This window comes from Aliiglaciecola litoralis, from assembly GCF_039523355.1.
GTDB lineage: Bacteria > Pseudomonadota > Gammaproteobacteria > Enterobacterales > Alteromonadaceae > Aliiglaciecola > Aliiglaciecola litoralis.
In genome coordinates this window covers 43,114-60,960 of record NZ_BAAAFD010000013.1, presented here as the reverse complement: position 1 = coordinate 60,960, position 17,847 = coordinate 43,114, and the positions used below count along the sequence as shown (strand labels likewise).

Annotated in this window: 15 protein-coding genes; 6 read left to right on the top strand and 9 right to left on the bottom strand. The window is 43.6% G+C overall.

Annotated features, from left to right (window positions below; all coding sequences use genetic code 11):
- Window positions 1-231: 231 nt before the first annotated feature.
- The 3 genes from arcB to ABD036_RS17365 all read right to left on the bottom strand — a co-directional run bounded on the left by arcB (window position 232) and on the right by ABD036_RS17365 (window position 4,094).
- Window positions 232-2,577, bottom strand: coding sequence for an aerobic respiration two-component sensor histidine kinase ArcB (gene arcB, locus ABD036_RS17375; RefSeq protein WP_343862222.1), 2,346 nt, complete (start codon window positions 2,575-2,577; stop codon window positions 232-234).
- 178 nt (window positions 2,578-2,755) lie between these two features.
- Complete coding sequence (locus tag ABD036_RS17370) at window positions 2,756-3,586, bottom strand: N-acetylmuramoyl-L-alanine amidase (RefSeq protein WP_343862220.1); 831 nt, start codon at window positions 3,584-3,586, stop codon at window positions 2,756-2,758.
- A gap of 10 nt (window positions 3,587-3,596) precedes the next feature.
- Complete coding sequence (locus ABD036_RS17365; protein ID WP_343862218.1) at window positions 3,597-4,094, bottom strand: 3TM-type holin; 498 nt, start codon at window positions 4,092-4,094, stop codon at window positions 3,597-3,599.
- Window positions 4,095-4,680: 586 nt separating this feature from the next.
- On the opposite strand from ABD036_RS17365, the gene gltB reads away from it, so the two are divergent.
- Both gltB and ABD036_RS17355 read left to right on the top strand, forming a co-directional pair.
- Entirely contained in the window at window positions 4,681-9,147 is a 4,467-nt protein-coding gene (gene gltB / locus ABD036_RS17360) for a glutamate synthase large subunit (RefSeq protein WP_343862216.1), read from the top strand.
- A 16-nt stretch (window positions 9,148-9,163) separates the two neighbouring features.
- Window positions 9,164-10,579, top strand: a complete 1,416-nt coding sequence (locus ABD036_RS17355) for an FAD-dependent oxidoreductase (RefSeq protein ID WP_343862214.1) — start codon at window positions 9,164-9,166, stop codon at window positions 10,577-10,579.
- A gap of 54 nt (window positions 10,580-10,633) precedes the next feature.
- Here the strand turns inward: ABD036_RS17355 and ABD036_RS17350 are convergent, their stop codons facing one another.
- The 6 genes from ABD036_RS17350 to ABD036_RS17325 all read right to left on the bottom strand — a co-directional run bounded on the left by ABD036_RS17350 (window position 10,634) and on the right by ABD036_RS17325 (window position 14,546).
- The gene (locus ABD036_RS17350; RefSeq protein WP_343862213.1) at window positions 10,634-11,278 is read right to left on the bottom strand and encodes a DsbA family oxidoreductase; all 645 of its coding nucleotides are present in this window, start codon (window positions 11,276-11,278) and stop codon (window positions 10,634-10,636) included.
- A 74-nt stretch (window positions 11,279-11,352) separates the two neighbouring features.
- Window positions 11,353-12,036, bottom strand: a complete 684-nt coding sequence (locus ABD036_RS17345) for a GNA1162 family protein (RefSeq protein ID WP_343862211.1) — start codon at window positions 12,034-12,036, stop codon at window positions 11,353-11,355.
- Window positions 12,037-12,051: 15 nt separating this feature from the next.
- Window positions 12,052-12,396, bottom strand: a complete 345-nt coding sequence (locus tag ABD036_RS17340; protein WP_343862209.1) for a DUF4810 domain-containing protein — start codon at window positions 12,394-12,396, stop codon at window positions 12,052-12,054.
- Complete coding sequence (locus ABD036_RS17335; protein WP_343862207.1) at window positions 12,393-12,719, bottom strand: hypothetical protein; 327 nt, start codon at window positions 12,717-12,719, stop codon at window positions 12,393-12,395. Before ABD036_RS17335 ends, ABD036_RS17340 begins: the two co-directional genes overlap by 4 nt.
- A gap of 18 nt (window positions 12,720-12,737) precedes the next feature.
- Window positions 12,738-13,685, bottom strand: a complete 948-nt coding sequence (locus ABD036_RS17330) for a CsgG/HfaB family protein (protein ID WP_343862205.1) — start codon at window positions 13,683-13,685, stop codon at window positions 12,738-12,740.
- Between the two features lie 339 nt (window positions 13,686-14,024).
- Entirely contained in the window at window positions 14,025-14,546 is a 522-nt protein-coding gene (locus tag ABD036_RS17325) for a DUF2937 family protein (protein ID WP_343862203.1), read from the bottom strand.
- 106 nt (window positions 14,547-14,652) lie between these two features.
- On the opposite strand from ABD036_RS17325, the gene ABD036_RS17320 reads away from it, so the two are divergent.
- The 4 genes from ABD036_RS17320 to ABD036_RS17305 all read left to right on the top strand — a co-directional run bounded on the left by ABD036_RS17320 (window position 14,653) and on the right by ABD036_RS17305 (window position 17,728).
- A complete protein-coding gene (locus ABD036_RS17320; protein ID WP_343862202.1) occupies window positions 14,653-15,039 on the top strand; it encodes a hypothetical protein in 387 nt (128 codons plus the stop codon).
- Window positions 15,040-15,313: 274 nt separating this feature from the next.
- The gene (locus tag ABD036_RS17315; protein WP_343862200.1) at window positions 15,314-15,907 is read left to right on the top strand and encodes a DUF2726 domain-containing protein; all 594 of its coding nucleotides are present in this window, start codon (window positions 15,314-15,316) and stop codon (window positions 15,905-15,907) included.
- A 136-nt stretch (window positions 15,908-16,043) separates the two neighbouring features.
- Complete coding sequence (locus tag ABD036_RS17310; RefSeq protein ID WP_343862199.1) at window positions 16,044-16,745, top strand: 5'-methylthioadenosine/adenosylhomocysteine nucleosidase; 702 nt, start codon at window positions 16,044-16,046, stop codon at window positions 16,743-16,745.
- Window positions 16,746-16,759: 14 nt separating this feature from the next.
- Entirely contained in the window at window positions 16,760-17,728 is a 969-nt protein-coding gene (locus tag ABD036_RS17305) for a cobalamin biosynthesis protein CobD/CbiB (RefSeq protein WP_343862198.1), read from the top strand.
- Window positions 17,729-17,847 lie beyond the last annotated feature (119 nt).

The window sequence follows — 17,847 nt, the reverse complement described above, 5'->3', positions numbered from 1 at the left end:
ATCGAAAAACAACTATCCAATTGGTAGTTCACTCACCAACGGATTGCATTTTCATCTCTTACAATGATGCCTGTCCATGTTATTGCATCTACGGGTTGCCTTTTCATCTCATACAGCGGTGGCTGTCCAAGTAAACTTAAGAGTGACTGTCTCGATTAAAGAATTTACGGTCTTAAACGGAGACTAGTTGGAGTGCCTGTCCATGTTAAATTTCTAAAAATACGCAATAATTCAGTCGTCGATATTCTGTAAGCTAAGCCAATCTGTTAGCTTTGCCAAATCTTGGCTTTCGGCCATTTCTAGCTCTTCGACCCAGTCATGTACGTTTTCCCACCAAGTAGGATGGTCACCTTGTTGAATACGATTTGCTATTTTTTGAACCCTAGCTAGCCCAACGGATCCCGCAGCACCCTTGATTTTGTGAGCTTGAGAGCATACTTCATCTTTTTCATTAGCACTTAAATTGATCTTAAGAATATCCATGTAATCGGGCATATTTTCTTGGAACACGCCCACACTAGTGCGCACCATTTCATGACCAATCGTATCCACAAGCATTTGTAAAAGTTCAACATCTAGTACTTCGGCTAACTCACTTGATTTGTCCTCTTCTACAGAAAACTGTGGCATATGCTGTTGTTCCCCAAACAGCTGGTTAAATACCTCAATCACACGACTTTTCTTAATTGGCTTGGCAATAACATCGTCCATACCATTATTTAAATATTCTTGGCGAGTTTTAATCACATTTGCTGTCAACGCAACTATAGTGGTTTGCTCCACCAACCCCTCTTCATGAAGCACACTGGCGACATTAAATCCCGTCATATCAGGTAGTTGGATATCTAATAAAATGAGGTCGTACTGTGTTTCTCGCGCCATATTTAATGCTTCTTGGCCGGTCATCGCTACTTCAACATGTTGCCCAAGTTTTTCGAGTAGAGCCTTGGCAACCATCACATTTAGTTCGATGTCTTCAACCAGCAATATATTTAATCCGTGGACATGCAACTCTTCTAATTGCAGCGGTTTATCATTAATTTTTAATGGGAGCTCAACCGTAAAGCAGGTGCCTTCTCCCACCACACTATTCACTTTTATTTCTCCCTTCATCAAGTTCACCATTTCCTTACAGATAGCGAGACCGATGCCTGTCCCTGTTGCGGATTGATGGTCGGGATGGTTAACTTGGTAGTACATGGCGAAAACTTTATCGATTTCATCTTTGGGAATGCCGACGCCAGTGTCTTTGATAGTAAATTTGACTTTGCTATATTCTGAATCATCGCTGGTCGCTTGAACCGTCAAGCTAACTTGCCCTTTTTGGGTAAACTTAATCGCATTGAACAATAAGTTCCACAACACTTGTCGCAGGCGTGTTCCATCAGCTTCAACTTGAGCTGGGATGGGTCCGATGATTTGCGTTTCAAAGCGCAGCCCTTTGTCAGCCGCTAACAGCTGAATAATACTCGCCAACTCATTGGTAAATTCAGTAAGTGACACCGTCTTTAAAGACAGTTCTAGGCGGTCACGATCAAGCTTATCTAGATCGACGATATCGTTGAAAATATTGCCTAAGGTAATGGCACTAGCATAGATAGTGCTCACCCACGCAAATTGTTCGTCAGTCAACTTGGTGTCACGCAACATGCGACTCAAGCCCACGATTCCATTTAAAGGAGTTCGTAACTCATGGCTGATAGTGGCAATAAACGCAGTTTTGTCTTTATTTGCTTTGGTTACTGCATTTTCGGCTTGCTTACGCTCCGTAATATCACGTCCAAACGCAAGTAGTCCCAGCCGTGTGCCTTCTTTGTCGTAAAAAGGTACTTTTCGCATTTCGAAATATCGACGTCGACCATCCGCGAAGCGTAACCACAGCTCCTCAGTAATACTAGCGTTCGTCTCAAGTACTTCGTGATCACTTGCTACCACTTGTCTGGCAAGATCCTCGTCATATACTTGATGAGGCGTCAAACCAATGAGCTCTTCCTCGCTTTTACCCGTCATTTGCTCTGCAACACGATTGCAACCGGCAAATTGCCCTTCTTCGTTACGGTAATATATGAGATCGGGAGAGGCGTCGATGATAGAGCGTAATAATGTGGATAAACGTTTGGCCTGAATTTCTTGTTCAGATTTATCACTGATTTCTCGCTCAAGATCCTTGAGTAACTGCTCGCGCTTGAGTTCAGCTTCTTTTCGTTGCTCTATTTCATGATTAAGTTGTTGAATATTGCTCTGCAATTCTTGATTCAATCTAACGTCGTCTGCACGCATACATTCGAGTTGTTGAACCACTTCAGTGAGACTTGCTCTGGATTGCTCTTGTTGCTTGACCAGTTCGATAAAGATAAACAGCACCCAAGGTGCGCTCAACATAGTGAGCATAATGGCTGTCGCAAAATCTTCTATTTCTACTTCGCCATTCAAAATCATGCGAATGACATAGGAACCAACTAACGTGAATGCCAACGTCAACATAACAAACAAAATGCTGACTTTGAGCGTGCCGAATCGTTTAACAAATTGCGCGATGCCAATTGCCCAAGACTCAATGGGTGCTTTTGACTGCATGTGGTGCTTCCTTTTAGAACAAGTGTCGCAATGCTACCAAGAAAACACAGTGTTAGTGAATCCAATCTACTGATTAAAACTAAAATGTGCCGGTTATTAGTTAAATACCTAAGTTAAATTGGCAAAGGCTTGCAGTCTGACATTGTCATTGGCACTTTGAATTCAGCCAAACACACGCTTATCTCAGAAAGCGACTATTTACCCAACCCGTTTGCGTAAACTCAATTTTCGACCACTCTTCATGGCGCTCAATCACTTTGACTTTTCGCCCGGTTAATAGAGGCGCACTGACCGCTTCGAAATTTATACTTGGTCCACTTCTAACATTGAGTTTTGTTGCAGTTACCACGCGATCGGCACCTAATTCAAAGATATTGTCGGCACTGTTATCCGCTCTATCGGCTTCAACGCACTGACGCAGCTTATCCAATGGAAAAGCGGGACCTGGGTCAACTTTATGTTTAGGAGAGATTTCCTCATGACCGACAATTTCAGAAATACCGTAGGTATCACACAGCAAATCACAAATTGCGAACGTTTTTTCTATTTGTTGCTCAGTGTAAATATGCCAGAAACTGGGGTGAGTTCGATTTCGATGAGTCCCCCGAAACACTTCTTCAGGTGCATAGGTGCGGTTAAACCATGAGGAATACATTCCAGCTTGATTCTTAGTCAACTCACCGGCATTGTCCAATTCAATACCAATAGAATACTGATTCATTCCTGAGCGTCCTTTCCATTGGCTCGCACCAGCATGCCAAGCAATGGTATCAAAGGGTACAAGTTGAGTGACTTGGCCTTCTCTACCTATCACCAAATGAGCGGATGCCTTGGTTTTTTCGCTACACAGATGCTCAACAGACGAATCAAAACTACTCCCGCCTGTATAATGAAGCACAATGGTATCGGCCACTCCTGCGGCAAAAATGCCACCATGGTTAGGCGACGCTTTGTATTTTACACCGCCACCGGATAATCGGTGTTCTTTTATAATTGTTTTTGTTGTCATTGAGACTTCCCTACCCTGCCGCACTGTCATCTTCGAGCAATGATATCCGTTTAGTTCCAGTGATTTTACTTGTCACGCTATTACCCGCACTGGCTTTCTCAAAACTTCGACCGACAGCCCAAGTTGCAACAATCCCGCCCCATGCAGCCCAGAATTCGGTCGGCAGAGGGAAGGGATCGGGATCATTTCCAGAAATCATGCTTATCAGTGGTACTACAAAATAGTTGAGCCCAATCATGACCAGCCCAAAATACACTACTGTTGGCCTTGCCCTTTTAGTATAAGAGTCCCCTTGAGCAAGTTCGGCGACTAAAATGCGTTCTTTAGCTTCTAAGTTTTTGCGAATTGTTTGCTCAACTTCAGACTCTCGGGCCGCAACGACCTGACGAAGTTGCAATTTGAATTTTTGTTTTTCTTCACCGGAGAGATGAAATTCATCTATTACATCCCCGACCCGCTCCACGATTTCAGACGCACCGCCTGAAAAGAGTGTATTAAACCAGCTCATAGTTAATCCTTTATTTTGGTGTTGTTGATCATTTGAAGGTTAGTTCATTTTTTGACCACACACATGGTGGTGAGGAAATTAATTGTCTTTTGCAAGCGCATGACAGCTAATTAAACGAGTATGAAAATTAAATGCTATGCAGTTTATTCAAATAATTATGCACTTAAGATTTCATAAACTTGACCAAACATTCCACTTTAACTGAGCGAAAAAGCGGCTACAGGATATATCACAGCAACATTCCTTTTGAACTTACTTATAACCAAATCAACACACAACAAAACCTAACCTATTGTTTTTTAAACTTAAACATCAGCATTGAAAATAATCCACCACAAATTTTTCAACTCAGATGCATGTGCTAATTGATTTCTCTCGATAATATGGGTATTTTGTCAGGCCGCTTAGCTAAAAACACATAAAAATTCGATAATCGGCTGGTATCCTCACACTAACGACTAGAAAAACAAAAAATAATTAGCATAGGGCAAACTGATCACAGAAATCAGGCTCATTGCAGCACAAAAACCAACCTTTAGTTGGCATACACAACCTTACCCGGCCTAAGGTTGAAGGAGTTACGTTAATGAGTTTGTATAATCCAAATGATTCTAAAGACAACTGTGGCTTTGGACTTATAGCCCATACACAAGGTGAAGCCAGTCATAGACTTGTCAGCACTGCGATTGAAGCTCTCGATCGTATGCAGCATCGTGGCGGTATAGCTGCCGATGGTGTTACTGGTGACGGTTGCGGATTGTTATTGCAAAAACCGGATGCCTTTTTTCATGCAATAGCAGGTGAAAATGGATGGAAGCTAGGTAAGAAGTACGGCGTGGGCATGATTTTCCTTAATCAGAATGAGGAAAAGGCTGAAATAGCACGCCAAGCTATCAATGAGGAACTCACCAAAGAAACGTTAGCCGTTGTGGGTTGGCGCAAAGTACCGGTTGATCATTCAGTACTCGGTGACTTAGCCGCAGAGGGTGTTCCACAAATCGAACAAGTCTTTGTTAATGCGCCTCCTGGTTGGAGAAAACGTGACTTAGAGCGTCGATTGTTCATGGCTCGCCGTCGCGTTGAAAAGCGTTTGCACGATGATAGCGAGTTTTATGTCGCCTGTTTGTCGGCGCTTGTGACTGTGTACAAAGGGCTGGTAATGCCCAAAGACCTACCCAATTTTTATTTGGATCTCGCAGATGAGCGACTCGGTTCAGCGATTTGTGTGTTCCACCAGCGATTCTCGACCAATACGTTACCCAAGTGGCCTTTAGCACAGCCGTTTCGTTTTCTTGCACATAATGGTGAAATCAATACAATTCGCGGCAACCGTGATTGGGCGCAAGCGCGTTCTGGAAAATTTACCACACCTTTGCTACCTGATTTGCAAGATGCCGCACCTTTTGTCAACACCGAAGGCTCAGACTCTTCATCTTTGGATAACATGCTAGAGCTATTTTTAGCCGGAGGCATGGATCTTTTCCGTGCTATGCGCCTGCTTGTGCCACCAGCCTATCAAAACAATAGCACTATGGATGACGACTTACGGGCGTTCTACGAATTTAATTCAATGCATATGGAGCCCTGGGATGGCCCCGCTGGCATTGTACTTACCAACGGTCGTCATGTGGCCTGCAACTTAGATCGTAATGGATTGCGCCCTGCTCGTTATGTGCTCACCAAAGACGGATTGATTACGCTTGCTTCTGAGATCGGCATTTGGGATTACAAACCTGAAGACGTCATAGAAAAAGGCCGTGTCGGACCAGGTGAAATGTTAGCCGTGGACACCTATAACGGCAAAATATGGCGTTCCAATGAAATTGACCAAGAATTAAAAGAGCGTCACCCATATAAAGAATGGATTGACCAGCATATCAAAAAGCTGCTGCCGATTGAAAAATGCGATGCCAGCTTAATTGGCGTACGAGCATTTAACGATGACATGATGGCCACCTATCACAAGTTGTTTAATTATAGTTACGAAGAAATTCAACAGATCATCAAAGTATTGGCCAATGATGGTCAAGAGGCTGTTGGTTCAATGGGCGATGATACCCCTATGGCTGTCATGTCGTCTAAACAGCGAACGGTATACGATTATTTCCGCCAGCAATTTGCGCAGGTGACGAATCCCCCCATTGATTCATTGCGTGAGAATCACGTGATGTCACTGGCGACCTGTATCGGTCGTGAGCAAAACGTCTTTAGCGAAACCTCTGGCTATGCCAACCGAGTACTGATTAACTCGCCAATTTTGATGTACACGGATCTCAAGCAACTTAGAGAATTCGATTCAGAATATTATTATTCAGAGAGCATCGATCTGAATTATTTACCCGAAGAAGGCCTCAAAAAGGCGATTGAACGGATCTGTAACGAAGCTGAATATCTGGTTAGACAAAAACATGCTGCTTTTGTGATTTTATCAGACCGCAATATCAAGCCAAATAAACTGCCTATACCAGCGGCAATGGCGGTCGGTGCAGTGCAGCGCCGATTGATTGAAAAAGCCCTAAGATGTGATTCTAACATTGTAGTTGAAACCGCATCGGCGCGTGATCCTCATCACTTTGCGGTGCTCATTGGATTAGGCGCAACGGCTATCTATCCATTTATGGCATATGAAACCATTGAGCAAATGGCTGAAAAAGGCCAGATTGATCAAACCGCAATGCAAGCCACATTAAATTACCGTAAGGGGATTAATAAAGGCTTGTTCAAAATCATGTCAAAGATGGGGATCAGCACTGTCGCAAGCTATCGAAGCTCAAAATTGTTTGAAGCTATCGGTATTAGCAAGGAAGTGATCCAACTGTGTTTTAAAGGCATTCCAAGTCGGATTGAAGGTGCAGGTTTCGACGATTTCGAACAAGACCAAATCAACCTCAATCGAATCGCTTGGCTAAAACGCAAATCTATCTCTCATGGCGGCTTACTCAAATTTGTTCACGGTGGTGAGTACCATGCCTACAACCCTGATGTGGTCACGACATTGCAGGTTGCGGTTAAATCAGGCCAGTACACTGACTACCAAAAATTTGCAGAATTAGTTAATGGACGTTCGCCGGCTCACTTTAGAGATTTATTGGCATTAAATCCATCCTGCGACCCGATTGAATTGGATCAAGTAGAGCCCGCAGAAAATCTGTTTCCTAGATTCGATACCGCCGCTATGTCAATCGGCGCATTGAGCCCAGAGGCTCACGAAGCACTGGCAATTGCGATGAACCGTTTAGGCGGGCAATCTAACTCTGGCGAAGGTGGCGAAGATCCAGCTCGGTTCAACACTGAGAAAAACTCGAAGATTAAGCAAGTTGCTTCTGGGCGATTCGGTGTAACGGCGCATTACTTAATGAATGCCAGTGTCATCCAGATCAAAGTTGCTCAAGGCGCCAAGCCCGGCGAAGGGGGTCAACTTCCCGGCGATAAGGTCAACAACTATATTGCTGAATTACGTTTTTCTGTGCCCGGAGTGACGCTTATTTCTCCTCCGCCTCATCACGATATCTATTCGATTGAGGATCTAGCGCAGCTTATTTTTGATTTGAAACAAGTAAATCCAGAGGCTTTGATATCGGTCAAATTGGTTTCTGAACCGGGTGTAGGCACAATCGCTACCGGAGTAGCAAAAGCCTATGCGGATTTGATCACCATTTCTGGATATGACGGTGGTACGGGCGCAAGTCCGTTAACCTCGGTAAAATACGCGGGTAGCCCGTTTGAATTGGGCTTAGCTGAAACTCAGCAGGCACTGGTGGAAAATGGTCTGCGCCATAAAGTGCGAGTACAAACTGATGGCGGTCTAAAAACAGGGCTTGACGTGGTTAAAGCAGGCATTTTAGGGGCTGAGAGTTTTGGCTTCGGTACCGGCCCTATGGTCGCGTTAGGATGTAAGTACTTACGTATCTGCCACCTCAATAACTGCGCTACCGGAGTGGCCACTCAAGATGAGAAACTACGTGAGAATTATTTCATAGGGTTACCTGAAATGGTGATGAATTATTTCAGGTTCATTGCCCAAGAAGTGCGTGAAATAATGGCATCCATGGGGGTAACTAAATTCGATGATTTGGTCGGACGCACCGAATTATTGAGTGTGATTGACGGACTCACTGCGCGTCAAAACAAACTCGACTTATCGCCTATTTTGGCAAAACCACAAGCGGGTTCGCACACCCGACTGTTTTGTTCACAAATCACCAATGAGCCTCTAGACAAAGGGCACTTGAATCAACAGCTCCTTGCGCAAGCAAAAACCGCGATTGAGTCTAAATCAGGAATTCAACTTAACTTCCCGATCCGTAACACCGATCGTTCAGTTGGCGCATCAGTGTCAGGGGCCATAGCCAAACGGCACGGTAACCAAGGCATGCAAGACCATCCTATACAAGTGCATTTTACGGGTACCGCAGGGCAAAGCTTTGGTGTCTGGAATGTAGGAGGTTTAGATATGACTTTATGTGGTGATGCAAATGATTACGTGGGCAAAGGGATGACCGGCGGAAAATTAGTGATATACCCACCCAACAACATTACCTTTGACCCGCACGTGAGTACCATTATGGGCAACACCTGTTTATACGGAGCCACAGGTGGAAAAGTATTTGCCGCAGGCCGAGCTGGAGAACGCTTCGGTGTGCGTAACTCAGGAGCCATTGCCGTTGTTGAAGGTATCGGTGACAACGGTTGTGAGTACATGACCGGCGGTATAGTCGCGGTACTTGGCAGTGTTGGGGTTAACTTTGGTGCCGGTATGACAGGCGGCTTTGCTTACATCTTTGATGAACTTAATGATCTGGATAACCGCGTTAATCCTGACTTAGTTGATATTATGGAAATTGAAGAAAAAGGCATTCTATCTGAGCATCTTCGAGGCTTAATTAACCAACATTACGAGGAAACCGGTAGTGAACATGCGCTTATGTTACTAACCGACTACAGCGCCCAGTTGAAGCGATTCAGACTGATTAAACCAAAAACCAGTGACGTAAAAAATCTGCTCGGCCATATCAGCCGTTCAACCGCAGAATTACGTTTGCAAGCACAGTAGTAGGTGGGGTTTAAAAATGGCTAATAATGTATATCAATTTGTTGACGTTGAACGCATCGATCCGCCGAAGAAGCCGATCATTATGCGTAAAGAAGATTTTGGTGAAATCTATCAACCCTTGTCACAATCGCAGACTGAAGGACAAGCAGACCGCTGTTTAGATTGTGGTAATCCCTATTGCGAATGGAAATGTCCCGTTCACAATTACATTCCTCAATGGCTGAAACTGGCCAATGAAGGGCGGATTATAGAAGCTGCTGAATTGTCCCATAAAACCAACAGTTTGCCTGAGGTTTGTGGGCGTGTCTGCCCGCAAGACCGCTTGTGCGAAGGCGCATGTACCTTAAACGATGATTTTGGGGCCGTGACTATTGGTAGCATCGAAAAATACATCACCGATACCGCATTTAAGATGGGGTGGCGCCCAGATATGTCAGGCGTAATTGCGACGGACAAAAAAGTCGCCATTGTCGGAGCTGGCCCAGCGGGACTTGCTTGTGCTGATGTATTAGTACGCAATGGTGTTAAACCAGTGGTCTTTGATAAGTACCAAGAAATTGGTGGCTTACTTACCTTTGGTATACCGTCATTCAAACTGGAAAAAGAGGTTATCAAACTGCGCCACGAAATTTTTAAAGAAATGGGTGTGGAGTTTGTACTCAACACTGAAATTGGTAAAGACATCGCCTTTGAAAAACTGATGGCTGATTACGATGCTGTGTTCCTAGGAATGGGAACCTACACCTCAATGAAAGGCGGCTTCGAACACGAAAGTGCCGAAGGGGTATACGAAGCACTGCCGTTTCTGATTGCCAATATTAATCGCCTATTAGGAATTGAGAAAGATCCAGCCGATTTTATTGATATGAAAGGTAAGCGAGTTGTGGTGCTTGGTGGCGGTGATACCACGATGGATTGTGTACGAAGCTCAATCCGCCAAGGGGCTAAGAGTGTTACTTGTGCCTATCGTCGAGATGAGAAAAGTATGCCGGGGTCACGTCGAGAGGTGGTTAATGCTCGCGAGGAAGGGGTGCAGTTTCAATTTAACCTGCAACCGCTTGATATCGCAGTAGATGACGACGGTAAGGCGATTGGGGTGAGAATGCTGAAAACCCAAATGGGCGCACCAGACGCTGAAGGCAGAAGCCGTCCTGAGCCTATTGAAGGCTCGGAACACATCTTGGAAGCTGATGCAGTGATCATCGCATTTGGCTTTCAACCTAGTCCAGCGAATTGGTTCTCGGATTACGGAATCATTTTGGATGAAAAAGGCCGAGTAAGAGCCCCGGCGCAAGGGCGATTTCCATTTCAAACCTCGAATCCAAAAATCTTCTCAGGCGGAGACATGGTGAGAGGGTCAGACCTCGTGGTTACTGCCATAGATGAGGGGCGTAAAGCGGCAGACGGGATCTTGGATTACCTAGGCGTTTAGCGGGTAAGTGACGAAAAAAGGGCCTTAAGGCCCTTTTTTGTTATTGCAATTAACTCATTCTTCATCGGCAATCTGCTTAAGCGCTTGCTCAAAAACCTCAACAGGCTGCCCACCACTAATAAGATGTTTATTATTCACGATAACCGCAGGAACAGATTGAATACCTTGGCGCTGATAATAGGCTTGCGCTTCTCGGACATCCTGTTCATATTTGTCTGAACTTAAGATCTCAGAAGCGTTGACCGGATCTAAGCCAACATGTTCAACAACACTCAAAAGCTGCTTATGATCACTGGGATTGCCACTATGTTTAAAATACAAATCAAATAGTGCCAATTTCAATTGGGTTTGTTTACCTAGCTCTGCTGCCCAATGTAAAAGTCGATGCGCATCAAAGGTATTGTATATTCTGCCGCCGCCTCGATTACCAAATTCATACCCAACCATTTGACCACGCTGCTTGATCGCCTGTCGATTTTGATCCACCTGTTGTGCTGAAATCCCATATTTCTGGCTAAGATGTTCGTTGATCTCTTGTCCCTCAGCAGGCATATGGGGATTCAGCTCAAAAGGTTGCCAATGAATGTCGGCGGTTAACTCACCACTGAGATTGCTTAGCGCCTGATTGAGTGCTTGATAGCCGATGATACACCAAGGACAAGATACGTCTGATACGATATCGATAGTTAATGTTTTCATTAGCGCCCCATTACGTTTTCAACTTTCAAAAAAGAAACCCGCCAAATTGGCGGGTTTTGATAATTCACAACAGCTTATTCTTGTACTGTTTGAACTTTATCTTTGTTTACTGCTTTAGTCTGCCTGTCTTGACCATGTAGCTTGTGATAACTGCCAACTGGAAGGCTAGAAATTGCCATGTAGTTCACTCGTTTAGCAACGGGGACATAGTCAGTCAAAGCAGTATTGATCGCGGTACTAATAATCGCACCTATCAATCCACCACCTGAGTCACCGCCAGTGTCAATCACAAGGCGATCGTTGTATTGCCAGAGCACATTGCCAGTTGCCGTTGATTTCATGACATAGCCAATACCGACAGTCACATTACCACCGATGACATAATAGGATGTATCCCACTCATTAATGGTAACAAATAAAACTGCATCAGCCCCATACAACTGATTAAATACGCCAGGATCAGTATTTAATAATTGTGCGCCATCAACCACACCTTGCTCTTGAATGAGCTTAGTTGTTAACTCAATTGGAAGCACATAGTAACCCGCATGGGTGAGTGGTTCTGAAATAGTGGTCGCATAGTAGTCGGCGGCCTCTGCAGCAGTGGTGTTGTTTACTGCTGGCACCACCAGAATAGAGGTGGTTTTCGTGGCGTACATGTTCGGAAAGGCTTCTTCTTTAGTGACATAATCGACGGTGGCACAACCAGAGAGCACAGCTACTGACATTACAGCAACTAATTTAATTATAAATTTCATGTTCGAATTCCTTTACTATTCTGTAATGCGTTGCTGAATAGTACTAATAAATTTTTGTGATTCAGGATAGGTATCCACTTCCAATTGTAGGTATTTAGCACCTAACTCTGTTGAACCAGTTTCGATATGCATATATCCAAGTTCGGCATATACACCAGGTGGAATTCGTGTACCACGCTGCGTACTTTTCGCAATAATGTCTTCAAGAGACTCAACGTGAGCCGCACGAGTTTCATCCGACGGCTCTTTCTTATAATCATATAAGGTAGATGAGTAATCTCCCCAATAAAGCATGTCTTTATTTGCGGCACAGCCTCCCATTAATAAGACCAGAAGACCTACAAAAGCTAATTTTTTCATTTTACTACTACCTCAAACGTGTTTCCGTCGGAAACGTAAATTTTTCTATCAACCACCAACTTCCCAGCCCGTAGAACTTTAATTCTGTGCGACCCTGTACCTAATTCAAACTTGATCACTTCTTTTCCATCAAGTTTGAAGGTTTCTAGTTTACCTTCGGTAATGACGATAGGTGCATTATCATCAATGATTAACTCGGTTCCCCAAAAATTACCACTTAACTGGACATAAGCAATGGAATCATCAGCCTGAGTCACAGTTTGATAATTGGATTGACAGCCCACTGTCATAAACACCAAGAGCAATAAGCTTAAAAATTTCATACTTAACCTCGCAATTAACTATTTAGATTCTTTAACGACTAGATCTTCTAACGAGATTTCGCCGATAGGCTTGTCTAGCGAGACCAATGAGATTTCATTTGAGCCTGTACCCATCGTTTGCACTACAGTGGCCTTCGTAAGGTGCTTTCCGGGTAACTCAATGTTGAGTCCAGTTTGCGGATTTTTAATTATTTTTCCTTTCGCAAACACGGCAAATTCATCGCCAGCTTCAATTCCTTGAGATGCGCCGCCAGTCATAATGTAAAAGCCATCTTGCTCACCGACCAAATATGCTTTCCAAGGTGCATCTAACAAATTTTCCATCAAATTACTGATGAGCTTTGAGATGGCTGCAGAGATAGCTTTATCATTGAGGGTTGAGTCGAAAGCTGCTCGTTCACCCACTCCCAATACGGTATTGGCTTCCGTCCTGGCTTCGCCACTGGCTTCTTGAGAAAAAATCACTTCTGAGGTAGTGGTATTAATTAATCGAATATTAACAGTCGCACTCGCGATCTGAATTTTATTTCGACTAAAAATCCCAGTTTCACTGACGGTCTTACGTCCAAACTCTGACACCGAGCCAACAATCAAATAGTCAGCGCCAACGACCGAACTGGATTTTCCAGAAAGTGTTTGCTCAGTATTAATTTTGTCTAAATCGTCTCTTTCTAATAGCAAAAACTTGCCCGACTCAGTGAGTCGAGAGGACAGAATGTCTGACGCTTGCTTGCCAATTTGATCATAATTTTTGTCGACAAAAATACTACTGGAGTTTTTAGTCTCATCAGAAAAACGAGCGATAGCGACTTTTCTTTTAAGTTGCTTTTCCTGTTCTTGCTGAATAGTTTGACTAATCTGCGGTTGATTGGATTCAACTTTATTGACAGCTTGTTTTGTTGATGAAGTACATGCTGATAATAAAATAACAGACGACAGGCTTGTTAGAATTAACATCCTTTTCATTTTAGTTTCCTTATTTCACTTCTAGTAGCCGCCAGTTTGTTATAATTCCTATATCTTTACAATATGCTCAGCGTGATATTTTTACAAAATACTAACATTAATATAGTTAATCTGAACTCTGGGTAATGAGTGCCCCTCAATAACGCCCTTTTTAGGCTTATCTGCGTTGAGTTTACAAGCAATAGGCCAGCTATTACGTACGAAAACTCGCCTTGCTAATCGTAAAAATTGCATCATTGATGTGTGTTTATGAAGTTTCTTTTTATTAATCCTCCTAAACACTATGAGATCGCGACGTAAAATTTAATTGCTCGACAACTTATCTCGTGTTCAGGTTACTTAACTCGGTTTGAATCTGTGATAACAGACTCGCGCGCCTTTTTTGGTAATGTCGAGTACTAAGGTTAGGAGCACACCGATGGCGGCTCCCCATAAAAGTGAGAATAATGTCAATGGCACGGAAAAGCTAAAAGCATTATAGGTTTCCTTTAAGATTGGCCTATTCGATGCAACCGCTATGTGCCACACCTGCAAAATAGGATGAGTTTGCAATGCTTGGTGTTCTGCAGCTAGCATCTGAACTCTGCCGACTATAGCTTGGATACTATTTGCATCTTGCACGAAGACTTTGTCGTTACTTGCCCGATAATGATCGATAAGTTGCGTGATACTGCCATTGAAGTGACGGTTAGCGGTAAATTGAAATCCCGCGAGGTTTTGCTGCGCTTCTAACAAACGTGCATCTATGCGCTGTTCATATTGAATAACAAAATTAGGGATTTGCACGCCCAGCAATATACCTGCAGCGAATAGGCTCAACCTAAAATAGTCACCTAGACATTTAAGGCACCATGACATCATACGCTATCGCTCATTATTATACCTTACCCTTATCTTTTGACCTTGCTCGAAACCGACTCTACTTCTATAGTGTCATTATTATAGTAGCTAGTCAGGTGGCGATGAAGTGAAGTTTAGAGCAGGTAGATATATCAGCAGGGTATTGTTGGGCATAACAATCCTAGGATCAATCAGCATAGCCAGCCATGCTGAAGAGTCAGATAGCGTTGCATCGGCTATCCAAAGCTGTCCACAACAATTCCATTCTTTACCACTGTTTCCCGATGCAAAAATGTGTCAAGTATTTGGTCAAACTGTACCTGCAACCTTGACCTATCATGCACCGACTGATCAGCAAAGTACCCAGCAGTTTTATACACAGCAATTAGGTGAAGCCGAGAGTGTAAAAACCACACATGGCAGAATTCAACTCGAGTATGAGAACGCTAACAAAATTATCATGATCTCTAAGGATGGCGCAGGAACGCAAATTGATGTGTTAGTGAAGTCTTAATTAGACAATGGCCAGTTTTACTCATAGTAAAGTTCAATACTTAATACCTCGATAAACTCTAACTTCAATACTAAAACACAAACACTTCACGGACGTGCAGTAGACTGCATTTTGAATCTAATCGTTACCCTTTCATTCGCGTTTTAGCTGAAAACCATTAATTTTAGCTTGCCAGCTAACGACTGGCACTCTCCTTGCAAACATTATAATACTGGGTGATCCCAACCGATTACCGTCAAAAATTTGTCCACCTATTGTTTGTTATGGAGTTCTTATGGAATTAGCAATTGTTTTAATGATGCTATTGATTGTGGTCGCTTTGGTTGCGCTAAAACTCAACGATAGCGGGCTTTCATTTCCATTTAAACGCAAAGCATCATTACTAAGTCAAACCGAATTAACCTTTTTAGACCTCATTGAAAATGCCGTTGGCAATAAATACCGAGTACTTTGTCGAGTCCGATTATCTGAGGTCCTCGCATTACGTCAAAATACTGACAAGCGCACGGCCAAGAATGCATTAATGAAAGCGGCCAGTAGGCAATTGGATTTTGTGTTGTGTAGCAAACAAGATATGAGTCCAGTCATTGCAGTGGACTTGGTCAACAACACCAGTAAAGAAGGCTATAAAAAACAGCGCGACTGGTACGTTAGCAGCGCACTAGATGCAGCAAGAATTCCCCATCTTCGCATTAAAGCTAAATCGGGGTATACCGCATTAGACATTAGAGAATGTATTGAAGCTAAGTTAGCCCCGTTACAACGTAAACAACCTAAGCCCGTCATGCCGGGCACCCAGAATCCAGATAATCCTCGTGCAGACAAACCTAAACGTCCGATAAGGTCGAGTCGACCAGTAGCAGCTTAGGTGCAAGCACTTTGCCTTTTTCCTAACAGAGAAAGGCTTTTTTTTGTGCGGTTGACTCGTAATCCGCGATTCGCTCTCGCTATTTGAGTCACTAACTACTAAAATTCGCGCAAATTCGAAAACTGTAGCTTTAAATATGAAAATAGCGATTCTTGGCGCTATGGATCAAGAAGTGGCGTTGCTCAAAGCAACCTTAGAAAATGTCACTGTATCCGAATACGCCCATTTAGATTTTTACTCTGGTCAACTGCACGGCGTCGATGTTGTTGTTGTGAAGTGCGGCATTGGTAAAGTAGCTGCATCTGTAGCTACCACTGTACTGATCGATCAATTTGCCCCAGATTTTGTGGTTAATACCGGTTCAGCCGGCGGTTTTGATAGTGACTTGAGTATTGGTGATTTGGTAATTGGAACCAGTGTCCAGCATCACGACGTTGATGTAACTCACTTTGGTTACGAACGTGGGCAAGTCTATGGCATGCCTGCCATTTTCCCTTGCGATGAACGATTGATTGAAGCCGCTGAACATGCAGCAAAAGATGTTGTTCATGTTAAAAGTAAGCGAGGCTTAATTTGCACCGGAGATTCTTTTATTGGCTGTGATGAAGCGGCGACTAGATTAAGAGGCTTGTTTCCAGATATGCGTGCCGTTGAAATGGAAGGCGCGGCTATTGGTCAAACTTGCTATATGTTGGATACGCCCTTCGTTGTTATTCGGTCTTTATCTGATATAGCGGGACAGACATCAACGGTTTCATTCAAATCCTACATTGAACAAGCCGCCAAAAATTCAGCTGAGTTAGTTATGAGTATGATAGCTGAGCTGGCTCAACGCTGATCATTAGATAATATATGCAGCATGTACTGGCAATAATCGACGCCTATGGTTTATTACCACTGATTATCGTCAGTACTATGTTGCTGGTTGAGCGCTGGATGCCTTGGCCAGAAAAGTATCACCCCCTGACACTATTCCGACTCATTGCAATAAATTTAGCCCAAAAGGTAAATCCGGCTAAGCCCAGAACCGATTCTCAGCGGCGCATATCTGGCACACTGGCCATTATCGTGTTGACGCTACCGATGCTCACAATAATCGCCATTTCACTGGTGATTGCGCAATTCCCATTGTTTTTTGATAGCTTTATGTTGCTTATTGCACTTCAGTTTCAGCCGATAATTAATCATTACCGACGAGTACGAAGTGCTTTGCAAAAAGATAAAAAATTACTCGCCCGACAAATGTTATCGAATATTGTTCTTCGAGAGACACAATCCTTGTCACCGGTAGGTATCGGAAAGGCTGCGATTGAATCTGTGTTGCTGCGATTTTTCTACCAGCAGTTCGCTATCATTCTGTGGTATTTGGCCGGTGGTGGATTGGCGGCCCTAACCGTGCGCTTAGTGTTCGAGTTACGTCAATGCTGGAATACTAAACTCAACAGAAATAGTCAGTTTGGGCAACCTGCCAACATGCTAAGCAATGCCTTATACGTGTTGCCTTCTTGGCTTTACATGCTGCTTTTTTCTTTGGGATACGGATTTGTTGGTGCTTTCAGAGCATACAAAAATCGTCCTAATCACCTGCCGTCACGCTATCTCGTAAAGTTGGTATGTGCAGGTTCCTTGGGGGTGCAATTAGGTGGCCCGGCTATTTATGAATCAGTGAAAACAAGATATCCCAAAGTCGGCGCTAGCAGAGAAGTAAGATTCGATGACTTAGCTCGCGCTCAATCGGCTATCCATCAAACCCTGTTATTTTTGCTCGTCACCTTATTGCTTACTACAACGCTGTTTCATCAAGCTCATTTTTTTAATTAACCGCTCGCCCGCTCTTTTTAAACCGATGATTAACAAGGACACCCACTCGTTTACGATTGAGGGGCGGTTAACGAGGACAGGCACAAAGTTGGCATTTAACGTGGACAGGCATCTAAATG